General features: G+C 65.2%; 15 protein-coding genes and 1 pseudogene. 10 read left to right on the top strand and 6 right to left on the bottom strand.

Features of this window, described 5'->3' with window-relative positions; translation table 11 throughout:
- The first annotated feature begins 5 nt into the window (after positions 1–5).
- Positions 6–416 (top strand): TIGR03667 family PPOX class F420-dependent oxidoreductase, encoded by a 411-nt coding sequence (locus A5785_RS08425; protein ID WP_064865839.1) that lies wholly within the window; start codon positions 6–8, stop codon positions 414–416.
- Between the two features lie 115 nt (positions 417–531).
- Here A5785_RS08425 and A5785_RS08420 read toward each other — a convergent pair whose 3' ends face one another.
- Entirely contained in the window at positions 532–870 is a 339-nt protein-coding gene (locus A5785_RS08420) for a histone-like nucleoid-structuring protein Lsr2 (RefSeq protein WP_005207697.1), read from the bottom strand.
- 1,082 nt (positions 871–1,952) lie between these two features.
- On the opposite strand from A5785_RS08420, the gene trhO reads away from it, so the two are divergent.
- The 6 genes from trhO to A5785_RS08385 all read left to right on the top strand — a co-directional run bounded on the left by trhO (position 1,953) and on the right by A5785_RS08385 (position 7,566).
- Positions 1,953–2,819, top strand: coding sequence for an oxygen-dependent tRNA uridine(34) hydroxylase TrhO (gene trhO, locus A5785_RS08410; RefSeq protein WP_039856480.1), 867 nt, complete (start codon positions 1,953–1,955; stop codon positions 2,817–2,819).
- Entirely contained in the window at positions 2,816–3,943 is a 1,128-nt protein-coding gene (locus A5785_RS08405) for a CobW family GTP-binding protein (RefSeq protein ID WP_005207699.1), read from the top strand. The genes trhO and A5785_RS08405 overlap by 4 nt, the downstream gene beginning before the upstream one ends.
- Positions 3,944–4,131: 188 nt before the next feature.
- Positions 4,132–5,202 (top strand): N-acetylmuramoyl-L-alanine amidase, encoded by a 1,071-nt coding sequence (locus A5785_RS08400; RefSeq protein WP_039856481.1) that lies wholly within the window; start codon positions 4,132–4,134, stop codon positions 5,200–5,202.
- A 74-nt stretch (positions 5,203–5,276) separates the two neighbouring features.
- Positions 5,277–6,215, top strand: a complete 939-nt coding sequence (locus tag A5785_RS08395; protein ID WP_039856506.1) for an SDR family oxidoreductase — start codon at positions 5,277–5,279, stop codon at positions 6,213–6,215.
- Entirely contained in the window at positions 6,212–6,988 is a 777-nt protein-coding gene (locus tag A5785_RS08390) for a fructosamine kinase family protein (protein WP_064865837.1), read from the top strand. The genes A5785_RS08395 and A5785_RS08390 overlap by 4 nt, the downstream gene beginning before the upstream one ends.
- Positions 6,985–7,566, top strand: a complete 582-nt coding sequence (locus A5785_RS08385) for a nucleosidase (protein WP_005207703.1) — start codon at positions 6,985–6,987, stop codon at positions 7,564–7,566. The genes A5785_RS08390 and A5785_RS08385 overlap by 4 nt, the downstream gene beginning before the upstream one ends.
- Before the next feature lie 3 nt (positions 7,567–7,569).
- Here the strand turns inward: A5785_RS08385 and A5785_RS08380 are convergent, their stop codons facing one another.
- From A5785_RS08380 to A5785_RS08365, 4 genes are all read right to left on the bottom strand, one after another.
- On the bottom strand, positions 7,570–8,676 hold the full coding sequence (locus tag A5785_RS08380) for a DUF6542 domain-containing protein (RefSeq protein ID WP_231895451.1): 1,107 nt from the start codon (positions 8,674–8,676) through the stop codon (positions 7,570–7,572).
- Between the two features lie 34 nt (positions 8,677–8,710).
- Complete coding sequence (locus A5785_RS08375; protein WP_039856483.1) at positions 8,711–9,925, bottom strand: DNA recombination protein RmuC; 1,215 nt, start codon at positions 9,923–9,925, stop codon at positions 8,711–8,713.
- 64 nt (positions 9,926–9,989) lie between these two features.
- The gene (locus A5785_RS08370; protein WP_064865835.1) at positions 9,990–10,634 is read right to left on the bottom strand and encodes a methylated-DNA--[protein]-cysteine S-methyltransferase; all 645 of its coding nucleotides are present in this window, start codon (positions 10,632–10,634) and stop codon (positions 9,990–9,992) included.
- A 57-nt stretch (positions 10,635–10,691) separates the two neighbouring features.
- Entirely contained in the window at positions 10,692–12,203 is a 1,512-nt protein-coding gene (locus A5785_RS08365) for an Ada metal-binding domain-containing protein (RefSeq protein WP_064865832.1), read from the bottom strand.
- A gap of 117 nt (positions 12,204–12,320) precedes the next feature.
- On the opposite strand from A5785_RS08365, the gene A5785_RS08360 reads away from it, so the two are divergent.
- The 3 genes from A5785_RS08360 (at position 12,321) to ychF (ending at position 15,147) form a co-directional block, all read left to right on the top strand.
- On the top strand, positions 12,321–12,707 hold the full coding sequence (locus tag A5785_RS08360; protein WP_231894603.1) for a hypothetical protein: 387 nt from the start codon (positions 12,321–12,323) through the stop codon (positions 12,705–12,707).
- A gap of 68 nt (positions 12,708–12,775) precedes the next feature.
- The gene (locus A5785_RS08355; protein ID WP_064865830.1) at positions 12,776–14,056 is read left to right on the top strand and encodes an AI-2E family transporter; all 1,281 of its coding nucleotides are present in this window, start codon (positions 12,776–12,778) and stop codon (positions 14,054–14,056) included.
- An 11-nt stretch (positions 14,057–14,067) separates the two neighbouring features.
- Positions 14,068–15,147, top strand: a complete 1,080-nt coding sequence (ychF, locus tag A5785_RS08350) for a redox-regulated ATPase YchF (RefSeq protein WP_005207710.1) — start codon at positions 14,068–14,070, stop codon at positions 15,145–15,147.
- Positions 15,148–15,233: 86 nt separating this feature from the next.
- Here ychF and A5785_RS08345 read toward each other — a convergent pair.
- Positions 15,234–15,482 (bottom strand): annotated as a pseudogene (locus A5785_RS08345) (hypothetical protein); the annotation flags it as partial.

Here is a 15,482-nt window from a genome sequence, read left to right as displayed (position 1 = left end):
AGGTCATGACTCTCCCGAACATCCCCGACCACGTCGCGCAGCGTCTGTCCGACGAGCAGGTCATCTGGCTCACCACCGTCGACTCGAAACGCACGCCGATCGCCACGCCAGTGTGGTTTCTGTGGCACGACGACGCGTTCCTGATCTTCAGCAAGCCCGGTCAAGCCAAGCTGCGCAACATCGCTGTGAGTCCGAATGTGTCGTTGCATCTGAACTCGAGTCCGTCGGGTGGCGACGTCGTCGTATTCGTGAGCGAGGCGCGCACCGACGACACTGGACCGACCGACGCCGAGTGGGCCGCATATGCGTCGAAATACGTCGATTCGATCCCGGGAATCGGACTCACGCCCGAAGGCTTCCGAGAGTCGTATTCGACGACGCTGCGAGCGTCGCCGCTGAGACTGCGAAATTGGTGATCGGTGTACCCGGCCCGACAAGTAGGGCGTCTACGCAGCCATCGGCTGTGTAGACGCCCAACTTGTATGTGTCCATCAATGCGGCGCGACAGTTGATGCGACGCGCCGCGCGACGTCAGTGTGCTGCTTCGAATGCCTCGAGCACATTCAACGGGATTCGACCGCGGTCGCTGACCTCAAAGCCGTTCTTGGTTGCCCATGCGCGGATTGCCTGCGTCTGCTCTTTGCTTCGGGCGCCACCTGCGTTGTGTGCTACACGCTTGGGGCTGCGTGAACCGCTCGCGCGAGAAACCGAAATGTATTTCGCGAGTCCGTCGCGGAACTGCTGGGCGTGCTTCGACGAAGTGTCGAACTCATAGCTCTTGCCGTCGAGGCTCCAGCGGACGGTCTCGTACTCGTCGAGCACTCTCCCGTCGACGTCGTCGATGACCTGGACGATTTCCTTCTTTGCCATTTTCCCCTCCGGGTTGTGCTGTGGACTTGTGGACGCAGCGGAGAGCTTGTCGCTGCGATGTACTGCTGTTCTTGTGAGTGCGGTCAGGGCCTACCCTCGTCGACGCCTGCTTCGACACTCATCGAACTTGGACTGTATATACATTCTTTATACACCGTTTCTTCGAATATTCGGAATCTGTAATCGTGGCGACGGCGTGCGCATGAGTGGTCGGGGAGGTTTAAGCGTTGAAATGCGGTTCGCGTCACTACTGAGCATTGCTGATCAAGCAATGCCTGCTTCAATTCGTCGGAGATGTAGGTGTGTCGTCGCGAGGCTGGTCGGGTCCGGTTGTCGTGGCTGTATCGGAATCCATTGCAGTCGGGTTCGAAAGAGACCCAGGAGCCTTGTCGGCAGCATTGAGCGGGGCGAAACCCTTTGTGCTGAGCGAGAATCCGGATTGCGAGTCAGATTGCAGGCAGAAGATTCCAGGGGTGTCGATCAAGCACGAGAATCTGCCGACTGAAATGGTTGTTCCGTAGTCGACGATTGCGCTGCGATACAAAACCGGATGCTCATTCTCGCAACCGCCTTGTTGCGCACGTTCGGCCGTCAGGACAACCAAATCCTCAGCCCATGCACAGGAACGCGGCGTGCGTGCCGGGCGTGGCGCAGACGACTGGCCGTCATTCGCTCGGCACGTGAGAGCGCGACGGGAAGCGTCGACGTTGATCTCTGTGGAGCAGCTGACAGCTCTGTCCGGGGTGGTGAAGTGAAATCCGGACGTCTCGATGACAGGGCCGCGCGGGGTCGTCGAACCCTGGTGATATCGCGAATTGTCGGCGCGTGGCGCGGTCGCTATCGCGCGGCCGATTGTCCCGCTCGGCAGAAACGTCGCGGTACGACTTTGCGTGGCGATCGTCGTCGATGAACTCGGATAATCCGATTCGGTCGACAAGTTGTCCTTAGGCGGTAACACGATCGACGAGGGAGTGGTGCTGGTGTTCAACCCGCACGAGGTGATCGCAACACCGAGCATCGCAGCTGCGGCGATTGCGGGAACCGCCAGAAAACGCGTGCGGCGCCGACCGTACCCTTGCACTGTGTCGACCCCCAAGATCGTGTTGTTCTATGTCTTCACGCCGCTTCCGGATCCTGAAGCGATACGCCTGTGGCAAGTAGCCGTGTGCGAATCGCTCAATCTTCGCGGAAGGATCATTGTGTCCCCGCACGGTATCAATGCCACCGTCGGCGGCGAACTGGCCAGCGTCAAACGCTACGTCAGAAGACTGCGTGAATACCCTGCATTCCGAGATGTCGACATCAAATGGTCCGAAGGCGTCGGCGACGACTTTCCGAAGTTGGTCGTTCGGGTCCGACCGGAAATCGTCACATTCGGTGCTCCCGATGAACTCGATGTCGACGCGAATGGCGTCGTCGGAGGTGGCGAACGACTCGACCCGGATGGCATCCACCGCCTCGTTGCCGAACGGGGCGACGACGTCGTCTTCTTCGACGGACGCAATCAGATCGAGGCGCAGATCGGACGCTTCGCCGGCGCGGTCGTCCCCGATGTCGAGACCACGCGTGACTTCGTACCGCTCCTCGACAGCGGCGCATTCGACCACCTCAAGGACCGTCCCGTCGTCACCTACTGCACGGGCGGTGTGCGCTGTGAAGTGCTGTCGATGCTCATGCGTAAGCGCGGCTTCTCCGAGGTCTATCAACTCGACGGCGGCATCGTCCGCTACGGCGAGCAATACGGCGACCGCGGCCTCTGGGAGGGCTCGCTGTACGTCTTCGACAAGCGGATGACCGTCGACTTCTCCGACGACGCCGCCGTGGTCGGCAGATGCAGCGAGTGCGGCCGACCGACGAGCAACGTCGACAACTATCCGGATCGGCTGGGACGCGAGCTGGCGGTGATCTGCACCGACTGCTTCGACGGTCTCGCCGACTCGCCCGCATGACCGCGGAGCCGGTGCCCGTCGTCGTTCTCGCGGGCTTTCTCGGTGCGGGCAAGACGACCGTGCTCAATCACCTGCTGCGCGCTGGCGGAGCAGGGAAGACCGCGGATGGGCGAGCAGCGGACAGGGCGCGGCTCGGCGTCCTCGTCAACGACTTCGGCGCCATCAACATCGACGCGCTGCTGGTGGCCGGTCAGGCCGACGGAGCGGTCACGCTGTCCAACGGCTGCATGTGCTGCTCGGTCGACCGCGAGGGACTCGACGCTGCGCTGGTGGCACTGGCTCGACCGGAGGCCGGCCTCGACGCGATCGTGATCGAAGCGAGTGGCATCGCGGAACCGAAGACGCTCGTCCGGCTCGTCGCAGGACTCGACGACCCGACGATGCGCTACGGCGGGCTCGTGTACGTGGTCGACGCCGCCGGCTTTGCCGACCTGCGCGTGCGGCACCCGGACGTCGACTCGCACATCGCGATCGCCGACCTCGTCGTCGTCAACAAACGTGACCTCGTCGACGCGCAGACGCTCTCGGAGCTGGTCGCAGCTGTCCGTGAATTGAATCCGTCCGCGCCCGTCGTCGCTGTGGCAGAAGGGCGGGTCGATCCGGCGTTGCTGTTCGATCGGCTGACGCGCGCCGTCGAAGACGTCACGAAGCCACGTCAGCTCACACTCGACGAATTGCTGATTCCAGACCCCGAACGTCAACAGGCCGACGTCGAGCACCCCGTGCACGCAGAAGCTCCACATTCTCATCACGAGGCGCACACGCACCTGCACGACGTCTACCAGTCCGTCGAGCTCGACACCGCCGACGCCGTCGATCCGCGACGACTCGCAGAGTTGCTGCGCGAGCCGCCAACCGGGTGCTATCGCCTCAAGGGCGTGGTCAGGTTCGATCTACCGGGGTATCCCGAGCGCTACATCGTCCACGGTGTCGGCGGTTTTGTTCGCATCACGCGCGATGGCTGGTCGGGGGAGGAGCCCCGCACCAGGATCGTCGCGATCGGATCAGGAATGGATCGTGGTGCCGCGCGGGAGGCTCTCGAAGGCGTCCTGGCGACAGCAGAAACGGTCGACGACGAGTACGGCATCCTGCACATCACTCGTCACCTGCCGGACACGCACTGATCGACGAGCGCGTCCCACCGATTGCAGGGACGTCACAGCTGCCTAACGAATTTCATCGTCCCAGGTCACCGATTTCCACATTGCGCACTCTGCTGCTTAGCTGTTAAAGCTGTGACTGTTGTGACCAGTGTTGCGTCTTGGAAGGAGTGAGGTTCGCCCGGCAGAAGCCGAGCGTGCCCGAAACCGTGATGACCCAGAAACGACACCTGCGGACCCGTGTGTCTGCTGCTGCCGCCGCGCTCGCGTTTGCGGCCACCGCAACCGTCACCGTCACGACGGGGGCGGGTACCGCGATGGCTGCGCCCACCGCGCCCGCCGCACCGTCGGCGACCGGCAACTCCCTTGCAGGCAAGACGGTGTTTCTCGATCCAGGACATCAGGGCGGCTCTGCCGGCCACAGTCTGTCGGCGCAGGTGCCCGATGGCCGCGGCGGCAAGAAGGACTGCCAGACCACCGGCGCCACCGGGGTCAACGGGGCCGCCGAGCACACCGTGAACTGGCAGATCTCGCAACTGGTGAAAGCCGGTCTGGAAAGCCAGGGTGCGCGAGTGGTGCTGAGCAGGCCCGACGACACCGGGTGGGGCGGATGCGTCGACGAACGCGCGGCCGCCGCGAGCCGGTCGGGTGCGGCGGTCGCTGTCAGCCTGCACGCCGATTCGACGACTGCGGGCGCCGACGCTGCGAAAAAGGGCTTTCACATGATCGTTCCCGCGCTTCCGCTTCCCGACGCCAAGGCGAACGCGGTGCAGGGTGGGCAGGGGCGTAAGGCGTCGGACATCATGCGCGACGCGTTCGTGAAGGCGGGCTTCCCGCCTGCGAACTACGCGGGCGTCAACAATGGCATCCAGACCAGGTCCGATATCGCCGCGGTGAATCTCACGACGGTGCCGGCTGTGTTCATCGAGATGGGCAACTTGTCGAATCCCACCGAAGCGGCAGCACTTGCGGGTCACGACGGACAATTGAAGTACGCGATGGCGATCACCAACGGAATCCTCAACTATGCGCACCCGGGCGCTGCGTCGCCTTCGGTTGACACTCTCAACAAGCCGCCGGCGACCCCGCAGTCGAGCACTCCGAGTTCCGATGGCGGTCTGTCGCTGGTGATTCCGTTCGTTCAGCAGTTGCTGAAGTCCGGTGACCCGAAAGAGATCACCCAGCTGTTGCTGTCCGAGGGGCCTGACGTGTCGGCGCAGGTACTCAACGCGATGCTCGACGTGATCTACGGGTTGTTCGACGGCAAACTGCCCATCGGGTGAGTGTGGGTACGGGCGTTCACTGATCGGCCGGTCCGCATTCGCGTCCGGTGAACCTGCCGCTACTGTTGGAAACCATGGGTATCCATGATCTCGTCATGAAGACGCCGGTGCCGTCGTTGCGCGGTCGCAAGGTGCTGATCACCGGCGCGGCGAGCGGAATCGGCCGGGCGACGGCAGAGGCGGCGGCGGCGCAGGGCGCCGAGCTGGTGTTGACCGATCTGCACGCCGAGACACTCGACGAGGTGGTCGCCGAGATAATCGCTTCCGGTGGCGTCGTGCTCTTCCACCTCGCGGGCGACGTTTCCGACTACGACTGGGTGTCGGCGTTCGCGCGCCAGGTCGACGCCGAGGTCGGCGTGATGGACGTGGTGATGAACATCGCGGGCATCTCCGTGTGGGGCACGGTTGAGAATCTGCAGCACAAGCACTGGCGGTCGATGGTCGACGTCAATCTCATGGGTCCGATTCACATCATCGAATCCTTTGTGCCACAGATGGTTCGACGCGGTGAGGGTGGTCACCTGGTGAACGTCTCGTCGGCGGCGGGGCTACTCGCGCTGCCGTGGCACGCCGCCTACAGCGCGAGCAAGTTCGGTATCCGCGGTGTCTCCGAGGTGTTGAGGTTCGACCTTCGCCGACACGGCATCGGTGTCTCGCTGGTGTGTCCGGGTGCCGTCGCCACGCCGCTCGTCAACACGGTGAGCATCGTCGGGGTCGACCGCGACGATCCGCGAGTTGCCAAGGCCATCAGTCACTTTCACCGCATCTCGGTCAGTCCGGAATCCGCTGCGGCCAAGATTCTCGCAGGTGTGCGGAAGAACAAGTTCATGGTCTACACGTCCTTCGATACCCGTTTCGGCTACTGGTGGGCGCGCAAGTTCGCGCTGCCGTACGAGATCGTCATGCGCATCGCCAACAACCGGTTCGATCACCTTGCGCGCGTTGCAGGCACGACCCTCGAGACGCGGTCGGCGCAAGAGACGCAGTCGGGGACGACAGCGGACCACGGGTGAGTAACTCCTTCGTCAAAACCGCTGCGGCGGGCGATGATCCAGACTTCTTCGCGGCCGAAGCGGCGTCGTTGCGGTGGCTGGCGGCAGGGGGAGCGCGGGTTGTCGGCGTGATCTCGGTGTCCGCGAACAACATCGAACTCGAACGACTGACCACCACACGCCCGACCGTCGCCGCAGCCGAGGATCTCGGCCGTATGCTTGCCCGCACGCACAGCGCGGGCGCGGCCCAATTCGGTTCTCCACCAGATGGTTACGACGGCAGGCAATTCATCGGCAAGCTGCCCCTGCCCACCGTCGAGCTCGACCACTGGGGTGAGTTCTACGCCTCGGCGCGCGTGCTGCCGTTCCTCGAAGCGGGAATCGCCGCGGGCAACGTCACGCAGCGTGACGCGGAGTCGACCCGACAAGCCTGCGATCTCATCGCCGCGGGAACCTTCGACGACGGTGCTCCGCCTGCGCGCCTGCACGGTGACCTATGGGGCGGAAACGTGGTGTGGACGCCAGATGGCGCGGTCCTCATTGATCCCGCTGCGCATGGCGGACACCGCGAGACCGACCTCGCGATGCTCGCGCTGTTCGGCTGCCCGCATCTCGACAACGTCGTCGATTCTTATCAGTACACGCATCCGCTCACCGACGGATGGCGGCAACGAATTCTGCTTCACCAGATGCATCCGCTCGCGGTGCATTCGGTGCGACACGGACCCGGATACGGTGTGGCGCTTGGCGATGCGGCCCGCGCGACGTTGGCGCTCGCGGAAGGCCACCGATGAATTCGACGCCGCCTGACCACGACTTCGATCCCTCGATCCTCATCGTCTCGGCCACCCGCGCCGAGGCGAAGTACGTGCCGTCCGGTGCGCGACTGCTCGTCACGGGAATCGGCAAGATGCGCGCGACGGCCGCCTTGACCCGCGCCTTGGCCGACCCCTCGGCACCGTCGACGAGGCTCGTCGTCAACATCGGCACCGCGGGAGCGCTGCACGATCATCACGCTGGGTTGTTCTTGCCGTCGGTGGTCGTCGAGCACGACATCAGCGCGACCGAACTGCGTGCCATGGGTTACCCGATCGTCGATCGGTGGGAGGTTCCCGACGGCGACGGCTCGGTGCTCGCCTCGGGCGACACCTTCGTCGCCGATCCGGTACGTCGCGCGAGTCTGGCACTACACGCAGATCTGGTGGACATGGAGGGCTGTGCCGTCACATACGTCGCGGCCGCGTTCGACGTGCGGTGCCAATTGGTCAAAGTGGTCAGCGACGGTGCCGACGAGCAGGCGATGGACTGGCCGTCGTTGGTCGACGGCGCGGCCCGGCTACTCGGTGATTGGCTTGCAGACGGAACTCTTTGACGCTCAGCGCTGATTGCGTGCGCGAGTGGTCTGGTAGACAGCGGAACCCGCCGCGCGTGTTGCCGGCTCATACCGATCGAGATCGGCGGCCGCAGTGGCGCGGACGGCCTGGCCGTCGAGTTGCTCGCCGGCAGCAGTGCGCTGCACCTGCCCAGCCGTCGCACGCGGACGAGGATCCTGTTGTGCGGGCCGGGGTGGGCGGGGGCGCGCGCCGTCGTCGGTCACTGGACGTTCGCGGGCGGGGCGTTCGCGGTGATCGTCGCGCGCCGGGCGTTCACGCCCCGCACTCCGCTCGCCCTGGCTTCGGCTGCCTTGGTTTCGCTCGCCCGGCTCGCCGGAGGTGCGGCGTCGAGGACGGGGGTCATCGGTCGACGTTGCCTGTGGGGGCGCCTTGCGCGTGCGTGGCGTCGCATCGGACTCCGGTCGAGCAGCCTTCGCCCGACGCCGAGCGGTACCCGGTTGTTGTCCTTGGTCCGACTTCGCTGCGCCACTTTGCGGCGAACGCTTGGTCTTCGAGTCCCCGGCTCGCGCGCGTGCAGCCTCAGACGTGCGCGACGTCGAATCCTTTGGGGTGGAATCCTTTGGGGTCGGATTCTTTGGGGTCGGATTCTTGAACGTGTGCTCGGTACCCGCGCCGCGTGATCGACGTTTCGGTGCGGGTGAATCGGTAAGTGTTTGGCCGCGCGTGATGTACCAGCGTCCGACACCGAGTGCCAGCGTCACGAGGAAGGTGAACAGGATCCACGGGAAGTCGTTGGCGATCGGAAGCAGCACCTTGAAAATCAGGCTCTTGAGGCCCGACGCTTCGTCGGCGTTGAGGCCGTACAGGGTGATGACACCCACACCAAACGCGATCAGCGGCGGCTGTGCGACGGCGGTGAACAATGCCCGCCTGCGGACAGCGAGAACAGCGACGACGCAGCCGACGAGGTAGAAGAAGTTGAAGACCGACCCCAGCGCCTCGCTCTGATTGGCGTCGATGATCGCACCAACAGCGGTGAAGGCCGCGGCCACCAGAACGGCGCCCCACCAGGGGATACCCCTGACGTTGGGCAGTACCGACTGTTGGTCGACGGGCACCGCGGAGCGGCTTCGCTGCGGGAAAGGCACTCCTAGACGGTACCGGGTGATCCCCGGATTTCCCTTAACCAGTGCTCGATGTTGCGCGCGCGTCTGGTTCGTCGGGTATTCGGTTCGGGTTGTCGGACTCTGATACGGACATTCCGGGAGTGGGGCGCACACCGACATCGACGGGGCTGGGTCGATCCGGTTCGGAGGAGATTCCGAGCGATTCGAGCGACGCGAGTTTGCGAGCTGTGACTCCGACGCGGCTGTCGACGGCGCCGAGCGTCGAGTTGAACGATTCGACCGCCCGACGTAGTGAAGCGCCCGTTTTGTCGAGGTGATTCAGGACCGATCCGAGGCGGTGGTGGAGCTCGACGCCGAGCTCTCGGATCGTCGCGGCGTCGGCGGCGAGGGCGTCGTGGCGCCACCCGAGAGCGACTGTGCGCAGTAATGCGACGAGGCTGGTCGGGGTCGTCACCACGACGTTCCGCCCGAACCCGTATTCGATGAGTCCGGGATCAACGCGCACCGCGGCGTCGAGGATGGTGTCTCCGGGTACGAACAACACGACCATCTCCGGAGTGTTGGCGAACGCGGTCCAGTACGACTTCGCCGCCAACTGCGTCACGTGTGCCCTGACCGCGCGCGCGTGGTCGGCCAGGAGCGCTGCCCGCTTGTCCGGATCGGTGCAGTCCGCGGCGGAGAGGTACGCGTGCAGCGGAACCTTCGCGTCGACGACGATGTCGCGGTTGCCCGCCAGGTGGATCACCATGTCCGGTCGAACCTGCCCGGCGATGTCGGACTCGGCCGACACCTGCGTGCTGAAGTCGCAATGCTCGCTCATGCCTGCCAGCTCTACGACCCGTTCGAGCTGCAGCTCGCCCCAGCGGCCCCTGATATGCGGTGTGTGCAGCGCGTTGGCCAGCGCGCGGGTCTCGTTCGACAGCTGCTGAGAGGCGGTGTGCATACCGCGTACCTGCTCGGCGAGCCCCGAATACGCGCTGATCCGGTTGTGCTCGACCCTGCGCAGTTCTTCCGACAACTGACCCAGCACCCCGCGCAGTGGCTCGACGATGTGGTTGACCTGGCTGCCGATGGCAGTCGACTGTCTGCGTGCGGCGTCTTCGCTTGCCGCCGTCAGTGATCGCGCTGCGAGCTCCTGGGAGCTGCGCAGCGCGTCGGCCTCCGTACGTGCGGCCGACACCGCCGCGGCAGAGCGTGATGCGTTGGCCAGCCAACCCAGCACGGCACCGAGCAACAGACCCACGAAGAGAGCGATAGCGACGGACAACATGACAGTGATCGTGCCGTCCGGTACCGACAATTTTCCGTCAGCGCAGTTCAGGGGGCCATTGAGGTCAGAACGTCGGGGTACCGCCGTCCTCGTAGGTGAGCAGCCACTGCTTGAGCGGCTTGCCGTAGCGAAATCCCGCGACCGTGCCGTCCTGGCGGAGCACGCGGTGGCACGGAACGAACAGCGTGGCCGCGTTTCTCGCGCAGGCCGTGGCGGTCGCCCGAATCGCCGTCGGGTGTCCGGTCGCCTCGGCCAGCTGGACGAACGTCGTGGGACTGCCCGGCGCGACGGCGCGCAGCGACCCCCAGACCTTCTCCACATAGGGCCCCGAACGTTGCCGGACCGCCACCGCGTCGATCGCGTCGAGTTGGCCGGCGTAGTAGGCGTCGACCGCGTCGCGCACGTCGGTGAGTTCCTCAGACCACCGAGACGACGCCGGTCGGAGTGCCCGGTGGATCGACGGCAAGAGCGACGCGGCGTCGTCGGTCCAGCCCGAGGCCAGCACCGCGCCTGCGTCGTCGACAACAAAGGTGAAGGGGCCCGTCGGCGTCGCGACGGTCGCGTGGGCCGCTGACGATTCAACCGCGTCGGACTCAACCGCGTCGGACTCAACCGCCTCGGACTCAACCGCTGACGGCTCTGCGTTGGTGGTATCGGGGTCGGTCGATGGCTCGGTGGGTTCGGTGGGGACGGCGTCGAGTGGTGTCATGGTTGCCTCCTGGCGCGTGTCGGTGCGGTCCGGTGCGCGGACACGCCGGTTCGGCGGTCAGGCGACCGTGCCGAGCTGCGGCCCGAGCCGATGGCGCCACAGATGCATCGATGCGTAGGAGCGCCACGGTGCCCATCCCTGAGTGGCGGTGAGGTCGACGCCGAGATCGTTCGCGGCATGCCGCACCACGAGGTCGTGGTGGAGCAGGGTGTCGGGGTCGCCGGTGACGACCATCGTCACGTAGTCGGCGGTCCAGGCCCCGACCCCGCGCAGAGTCAGAAGACGAGCACGCAACTCAGACGCAGCGACCCCCTGGTGAAGTTCCATCGAGTTTTCGGCGATCGCCGACGCCGCGGCGACGATGGCGTCGACGCGTGTACGCGGACCCCGCAGCACCGACCCACCGTTGTCGGCGATCGCCGTCGCGGTGGGGAACGCCCGTGCGGGACCGCCGCTCCACCCGGTGTCCGTCCCGAGAGCCGAGACCAATGCCCCGACGTGATGGCGTGCCGCGCGGACGCTGATCTGCTGGCCCATCATCGTGCGGATCAGAGCCTCCGTCGGGTCCGGCGATCCGGGTAACCGAATGCCGGGGCCTGCGTCGATCAGGGGTGCAAGGCGTGGATCGCGCCGCAGGACGTCTTCTGCGGCAGCGGCGTCGGCGTCAAGGTCGAGGAGGCGGCGTACACGCGACACTGCCGTGCCGAGGTCTCGGGTGTCGACGTGCGAGAGGTCGACTCGCAGGTAGCCACCGCGCCGGTCACGCCCCGATCCCAGCGAGATCCGGGCAAGGGCATGTCCGTGCGGGAGCGTGAGGACGCGCGAGAACGTCCAGTCGCCCGCGGGATCGCCGATGAACTCTTCCATCGAGTCGACGGCGTGTGCACCCAAGAGCGTCGCGGGCCAGGAGGCGTCGAAGGGTTCGCGGTAGGGGAGGCGCAGTGAGATCGCACCGTCCTCGGCGTGAGTTCCCGCATCCGCGCTGTTAGTGCGGAGCGCGCGCAGCCGCGTCGGCGTCAGGCCGAAGATCTCGCGGATCGTGTCGTTGAATTGCCGCACACTGGAGAATCCCGCGGCGAATGCGACGTCGGACATGGGCATCGTCGTGCGCTGGATGAGTATGCGTGCACTGGTCGCACGCCGTGCGCGGGCCAACGCGAGGGGGCCTGCGCCGAGTTCGTCGGTCAGCACTCGAGTGAGATGGCGAGGAGAGTAGCCGAGTGCCGCGGCGAGTCCGTCGACGCCGTTGCGTTCCACCACGCCGTCGGAGATGAGCCGCATCGCTCGCGCACCGAGGTCGGCGTTGGCATTCCACCTCGGTGAGCCCGGCACGGCGTCGGGTGCGCAGCGTCGGCACGCGCGGAATCCACGCGTCTGGGCTGCGGCGGCGGTCGGGACGAACGAGATGTTGGCGGGTAGTGGTGTCCGGGCGGGACACGACGGGCGGCAGTAGATGCCGGTCGTGTGCACGGTGACAAAGAACTGGCCGTCGAATCGTCGATCTCGAGCCGACAACGCCCGGTAGCAGGCATCGAAGTCGAGGCCAGGGGCCATCGGCGGGGTGGTCATAATTCAACTCTGACACGGCGCGCAGGACTGTTCTGGCGGAAATCGGCCATCGCTGAGGCCGTGAGGGAAACCGGAAAAACGTGACGTAGATTACATCTGGGTGGCACCATGTTACGCATGAGTACACACTTTGGCGGTTTTCGACATCGAGGTCGCAACCGTGAACTCCCGCTCGTGGAGTATCCCGAGTGGGGTCTGGACATTCTGCGCGGACTGTACGGATCCGAGACCGTCGACAGCATTCTCGCCGAGCAGCAGCTATCCGGACCGAGTGCAGGCGTCGACGACCTCGCTCACCTCGACAACACGTCGTCGACACGCGGGGTGGGACCGGACGGCCGCGTCGAGCCTGCCGGTGATGCTTCGGTGAAGGCAACTCCGCAACGTAGCGCCGCGGACGACGACGCGCCGATCCCCCCGGAGATCTTGACCCCCATGCTTGCCGAGATCGAGGCGATCAACGCGATGCTGCGCTGGCTCAAGCGAACTTTCGCGCGCCACTGAAGCGACGATCCGAGTCATGCGAGCGATCGCTTTTCGCATGACCCGGTTGCTCATGTGAGGATCATCGCGTGACCGCTTCGTCCGAGAACGTCCCTGCCACGTCCGACTCTGAACCCGCCGAGACCGCACCCGCCACTTCCGCCACCGACTCCGCAGTGGCTGCCGACAAGAAACACCCGACCCGGATGTCGGTGATCCGGGAAGGCCTCCGCGAGTCTGCGATCGTCGCGCTGCAGGCTGTGCTCGTCGTGGCTGCGGTCTGGGTATTGCTGTGGGTCGTCGGCAAGTTGTGGGTCGTCCTCCTGCCGGTGCTGCTCGCGATCATCATCTGCACAGTGCTCTGGCCACCCGTCGCATTGATGCGCCGAAAAGGTGTTCCGCCTGCCGCCGCGGCTTTGGTGATGATGCTGGTCGCGATCGGCGTCGTCGCTGCGGTGATCGCTCTGATCGTCCCGTCGGTGGTCGCGCAGGCGCCCGAGTTGGCCAACCGCGCCACCGACGGTGTGCAGCGACTGCAGCGGTGGGTGCAGGGCCCGCCGCTCAACGTTCGGGACGAGCAGATCGACAACGCCGTCCACGCGATCGTCAGCAAGCTCCAATCGAGTTCGGCCACCATCGCGTCGGGTGTGTTCAGTGGGGTCGGGACGGCCACCTCGGTGCTCGTCACTCTGTTCACCATGATCGTCCTGGTCTTCTTCTTCTTGAAAGACGGACCCAAGTTCACCCCGTGGATCGACCGCACAATCGGGCACCCGTCGGCAACGCACATCAGTGAGGTGCTGCGTCGCATGTGGGGCACCCTCGGCGGCTTCATCCGCACGCAGGCCATCGTGAGCCTGGTGGATGCGACATTCATCGGCATCGGTCTGTTCATACTGAAAGTGCCGCTTGCCGGAGTGCTTGTGGTGATCACGTTCATGGGTGGCTTCATCCCCATCGTCGGTGCGTTCGTGGCGGGCGCGCTCGCCGTGTTGATCGCACTCGTGTCGAACGGTCTGACCACTGCACTCATCGTTCTCGCGATCATCATCGCCGTGCAGCAACTCGAGGGGAACGTGCTGCAGCCGTGGTTGCAGGCCAAGTCGATGAACCTGCACGCGGTCATCGTGCTGCTCGCGGTTACCCTCGGCGGTTCGATCTTCGGCATCACCGGAGCGTTCCTCGCGGTGCCTGCCGCTGCCACATTCACCGTCGTCCTGCGCTACCTCAACGAACGAATAGCCGAGCGAGCGGGGGAGACGCTGCCGCCGCAGGGCGCCCCGGTGACCGAGAACGTCGGAGTGCCCGACGACAAGGAGCCACCCGACGCCGGTGGTGGCGACGCAAACGACGCCGACGCGTCACCGTAGACTGGACACCCGTGAGTCTCACCCTCGGCATCGTCGGACTTCCCAACGTCGGCAAGTCCACCCTTTTCAATGCGCTGACCCGTAACGACGTCCTCGCGGCGAACTATCCGTTCGCCACCATCGAGCCCAACGTCGGCGTGGTGGAGTTGCCCGACAAGCGACTCGACCGCCTCGCCGAGATCTTCGGCAGCGAACGCATCCTGCCCGCAACAGTGTCGTTCGTCGACATCGCGGGCATCGTCAAGGGCGCCTCCGAGGGCGAGGGCATGGGCAACCAGTTCCTGGCCAACATCCGCGAGGCGGACGCCATCTGTCAGGTCGTCCGCGTCTTCGCCGACGACGACGTCGTGCACGTCGACGGCCGCGTCGATCCCTTCGCCGACATCGAGGTCATCGAGACCGAGCTGATCCTCGCCGACATGCAGACACTCGAAAAGGCCGTTCCGCGGCTCGAGAAGGAAGCGCGTAAGAACAAGGACCAGGCCGAGGTGCTCGACGCCGCGAAGAAGGCCCAGGAGATCCTCGACTCCGGCAAAACCCTGTTCTCGCAGCAGGATTCGTTTGATCTGTCGTCGGTGCGTGAACTGCACCTGATGACTGCCAAGCCGTTCCTCTATGTGTTCAACGCCGACGAGTCGATCCTCACCGACGACGCCCGCAAGGCCGAACTCAAGGCCGCCGTCGCACCTGCCGACGCGGTGTTCCTCGACGCCAAGGTCGAGAGCGAGCTACTCGAACTCGACGAGGCCGACGCCCAGGAACTGCTCGACTCTATCGGGCAGGACGAGCCGGGCCTGCGCTCCCTCGCGCGGGCCGGATTCCACACGCTCGGCCTGCAGACCTATCTGACCGCGGGGCCAAAAGAGTCGCGCGCGTGGACAATTCACCAGGGCGACACCGCACCCAAGGCTGCAGGCGTCATCCACACGGACTTCGAAAAGGGCTTCATCAAGGCCGAGATCGTCTCGTTCGACGACCTCGACGCCGCCGGCTCGATGCAGGCCGCCAAGGCCGCTGGCAAGGTGCGTATGGAGGGCAAGGACTATGTCATGCACGACGGGGATGTCGTGGAGTTCCGGTTTAACGTGTGACGGCTCTCGGTAGCGTGACGGAGTGTGCCTCTTGCCGCGGTTCCGTACGGCTCTACGCGTGAGTAACGCCGACGGTTGGAGTCTCGTCAGCTGTGGTCCGCAGCCCAGGCGTCGACACACGACGGTAGTTTGGCAAAGTTGCGGTTCAGCAGCCACTGAAACAGGGCCGAGTTCAATGCGTCGGCGAGGCGTCCGAGGGCACCGCCGAACGGGGGATCGCCGTAGATTCGAAGCGTGTAGCGGGTCCCGCCCGAAACTGTGACGAGGCTCAAGAAAGTTCCCCAGGTGTGCTCACTGAAATTCCCCACCCGTGGGCGGTTTCTACTGTAGCGACC

It is taken from the genome of Gordonia sp. 852002-50395_SCH5434458, assembly GCF_001665905.1.
GTDB lineage: Bacteria > Actinomycetota > Actinomycetes > Mycobacteriales > Mycobacteriaceae > Gordonia > Gordonia jacobaea.
Note: the sequence above shows the minus strand (reverse complement) of the source record. Positions and strands in the feature narration are given on the sequence as shown.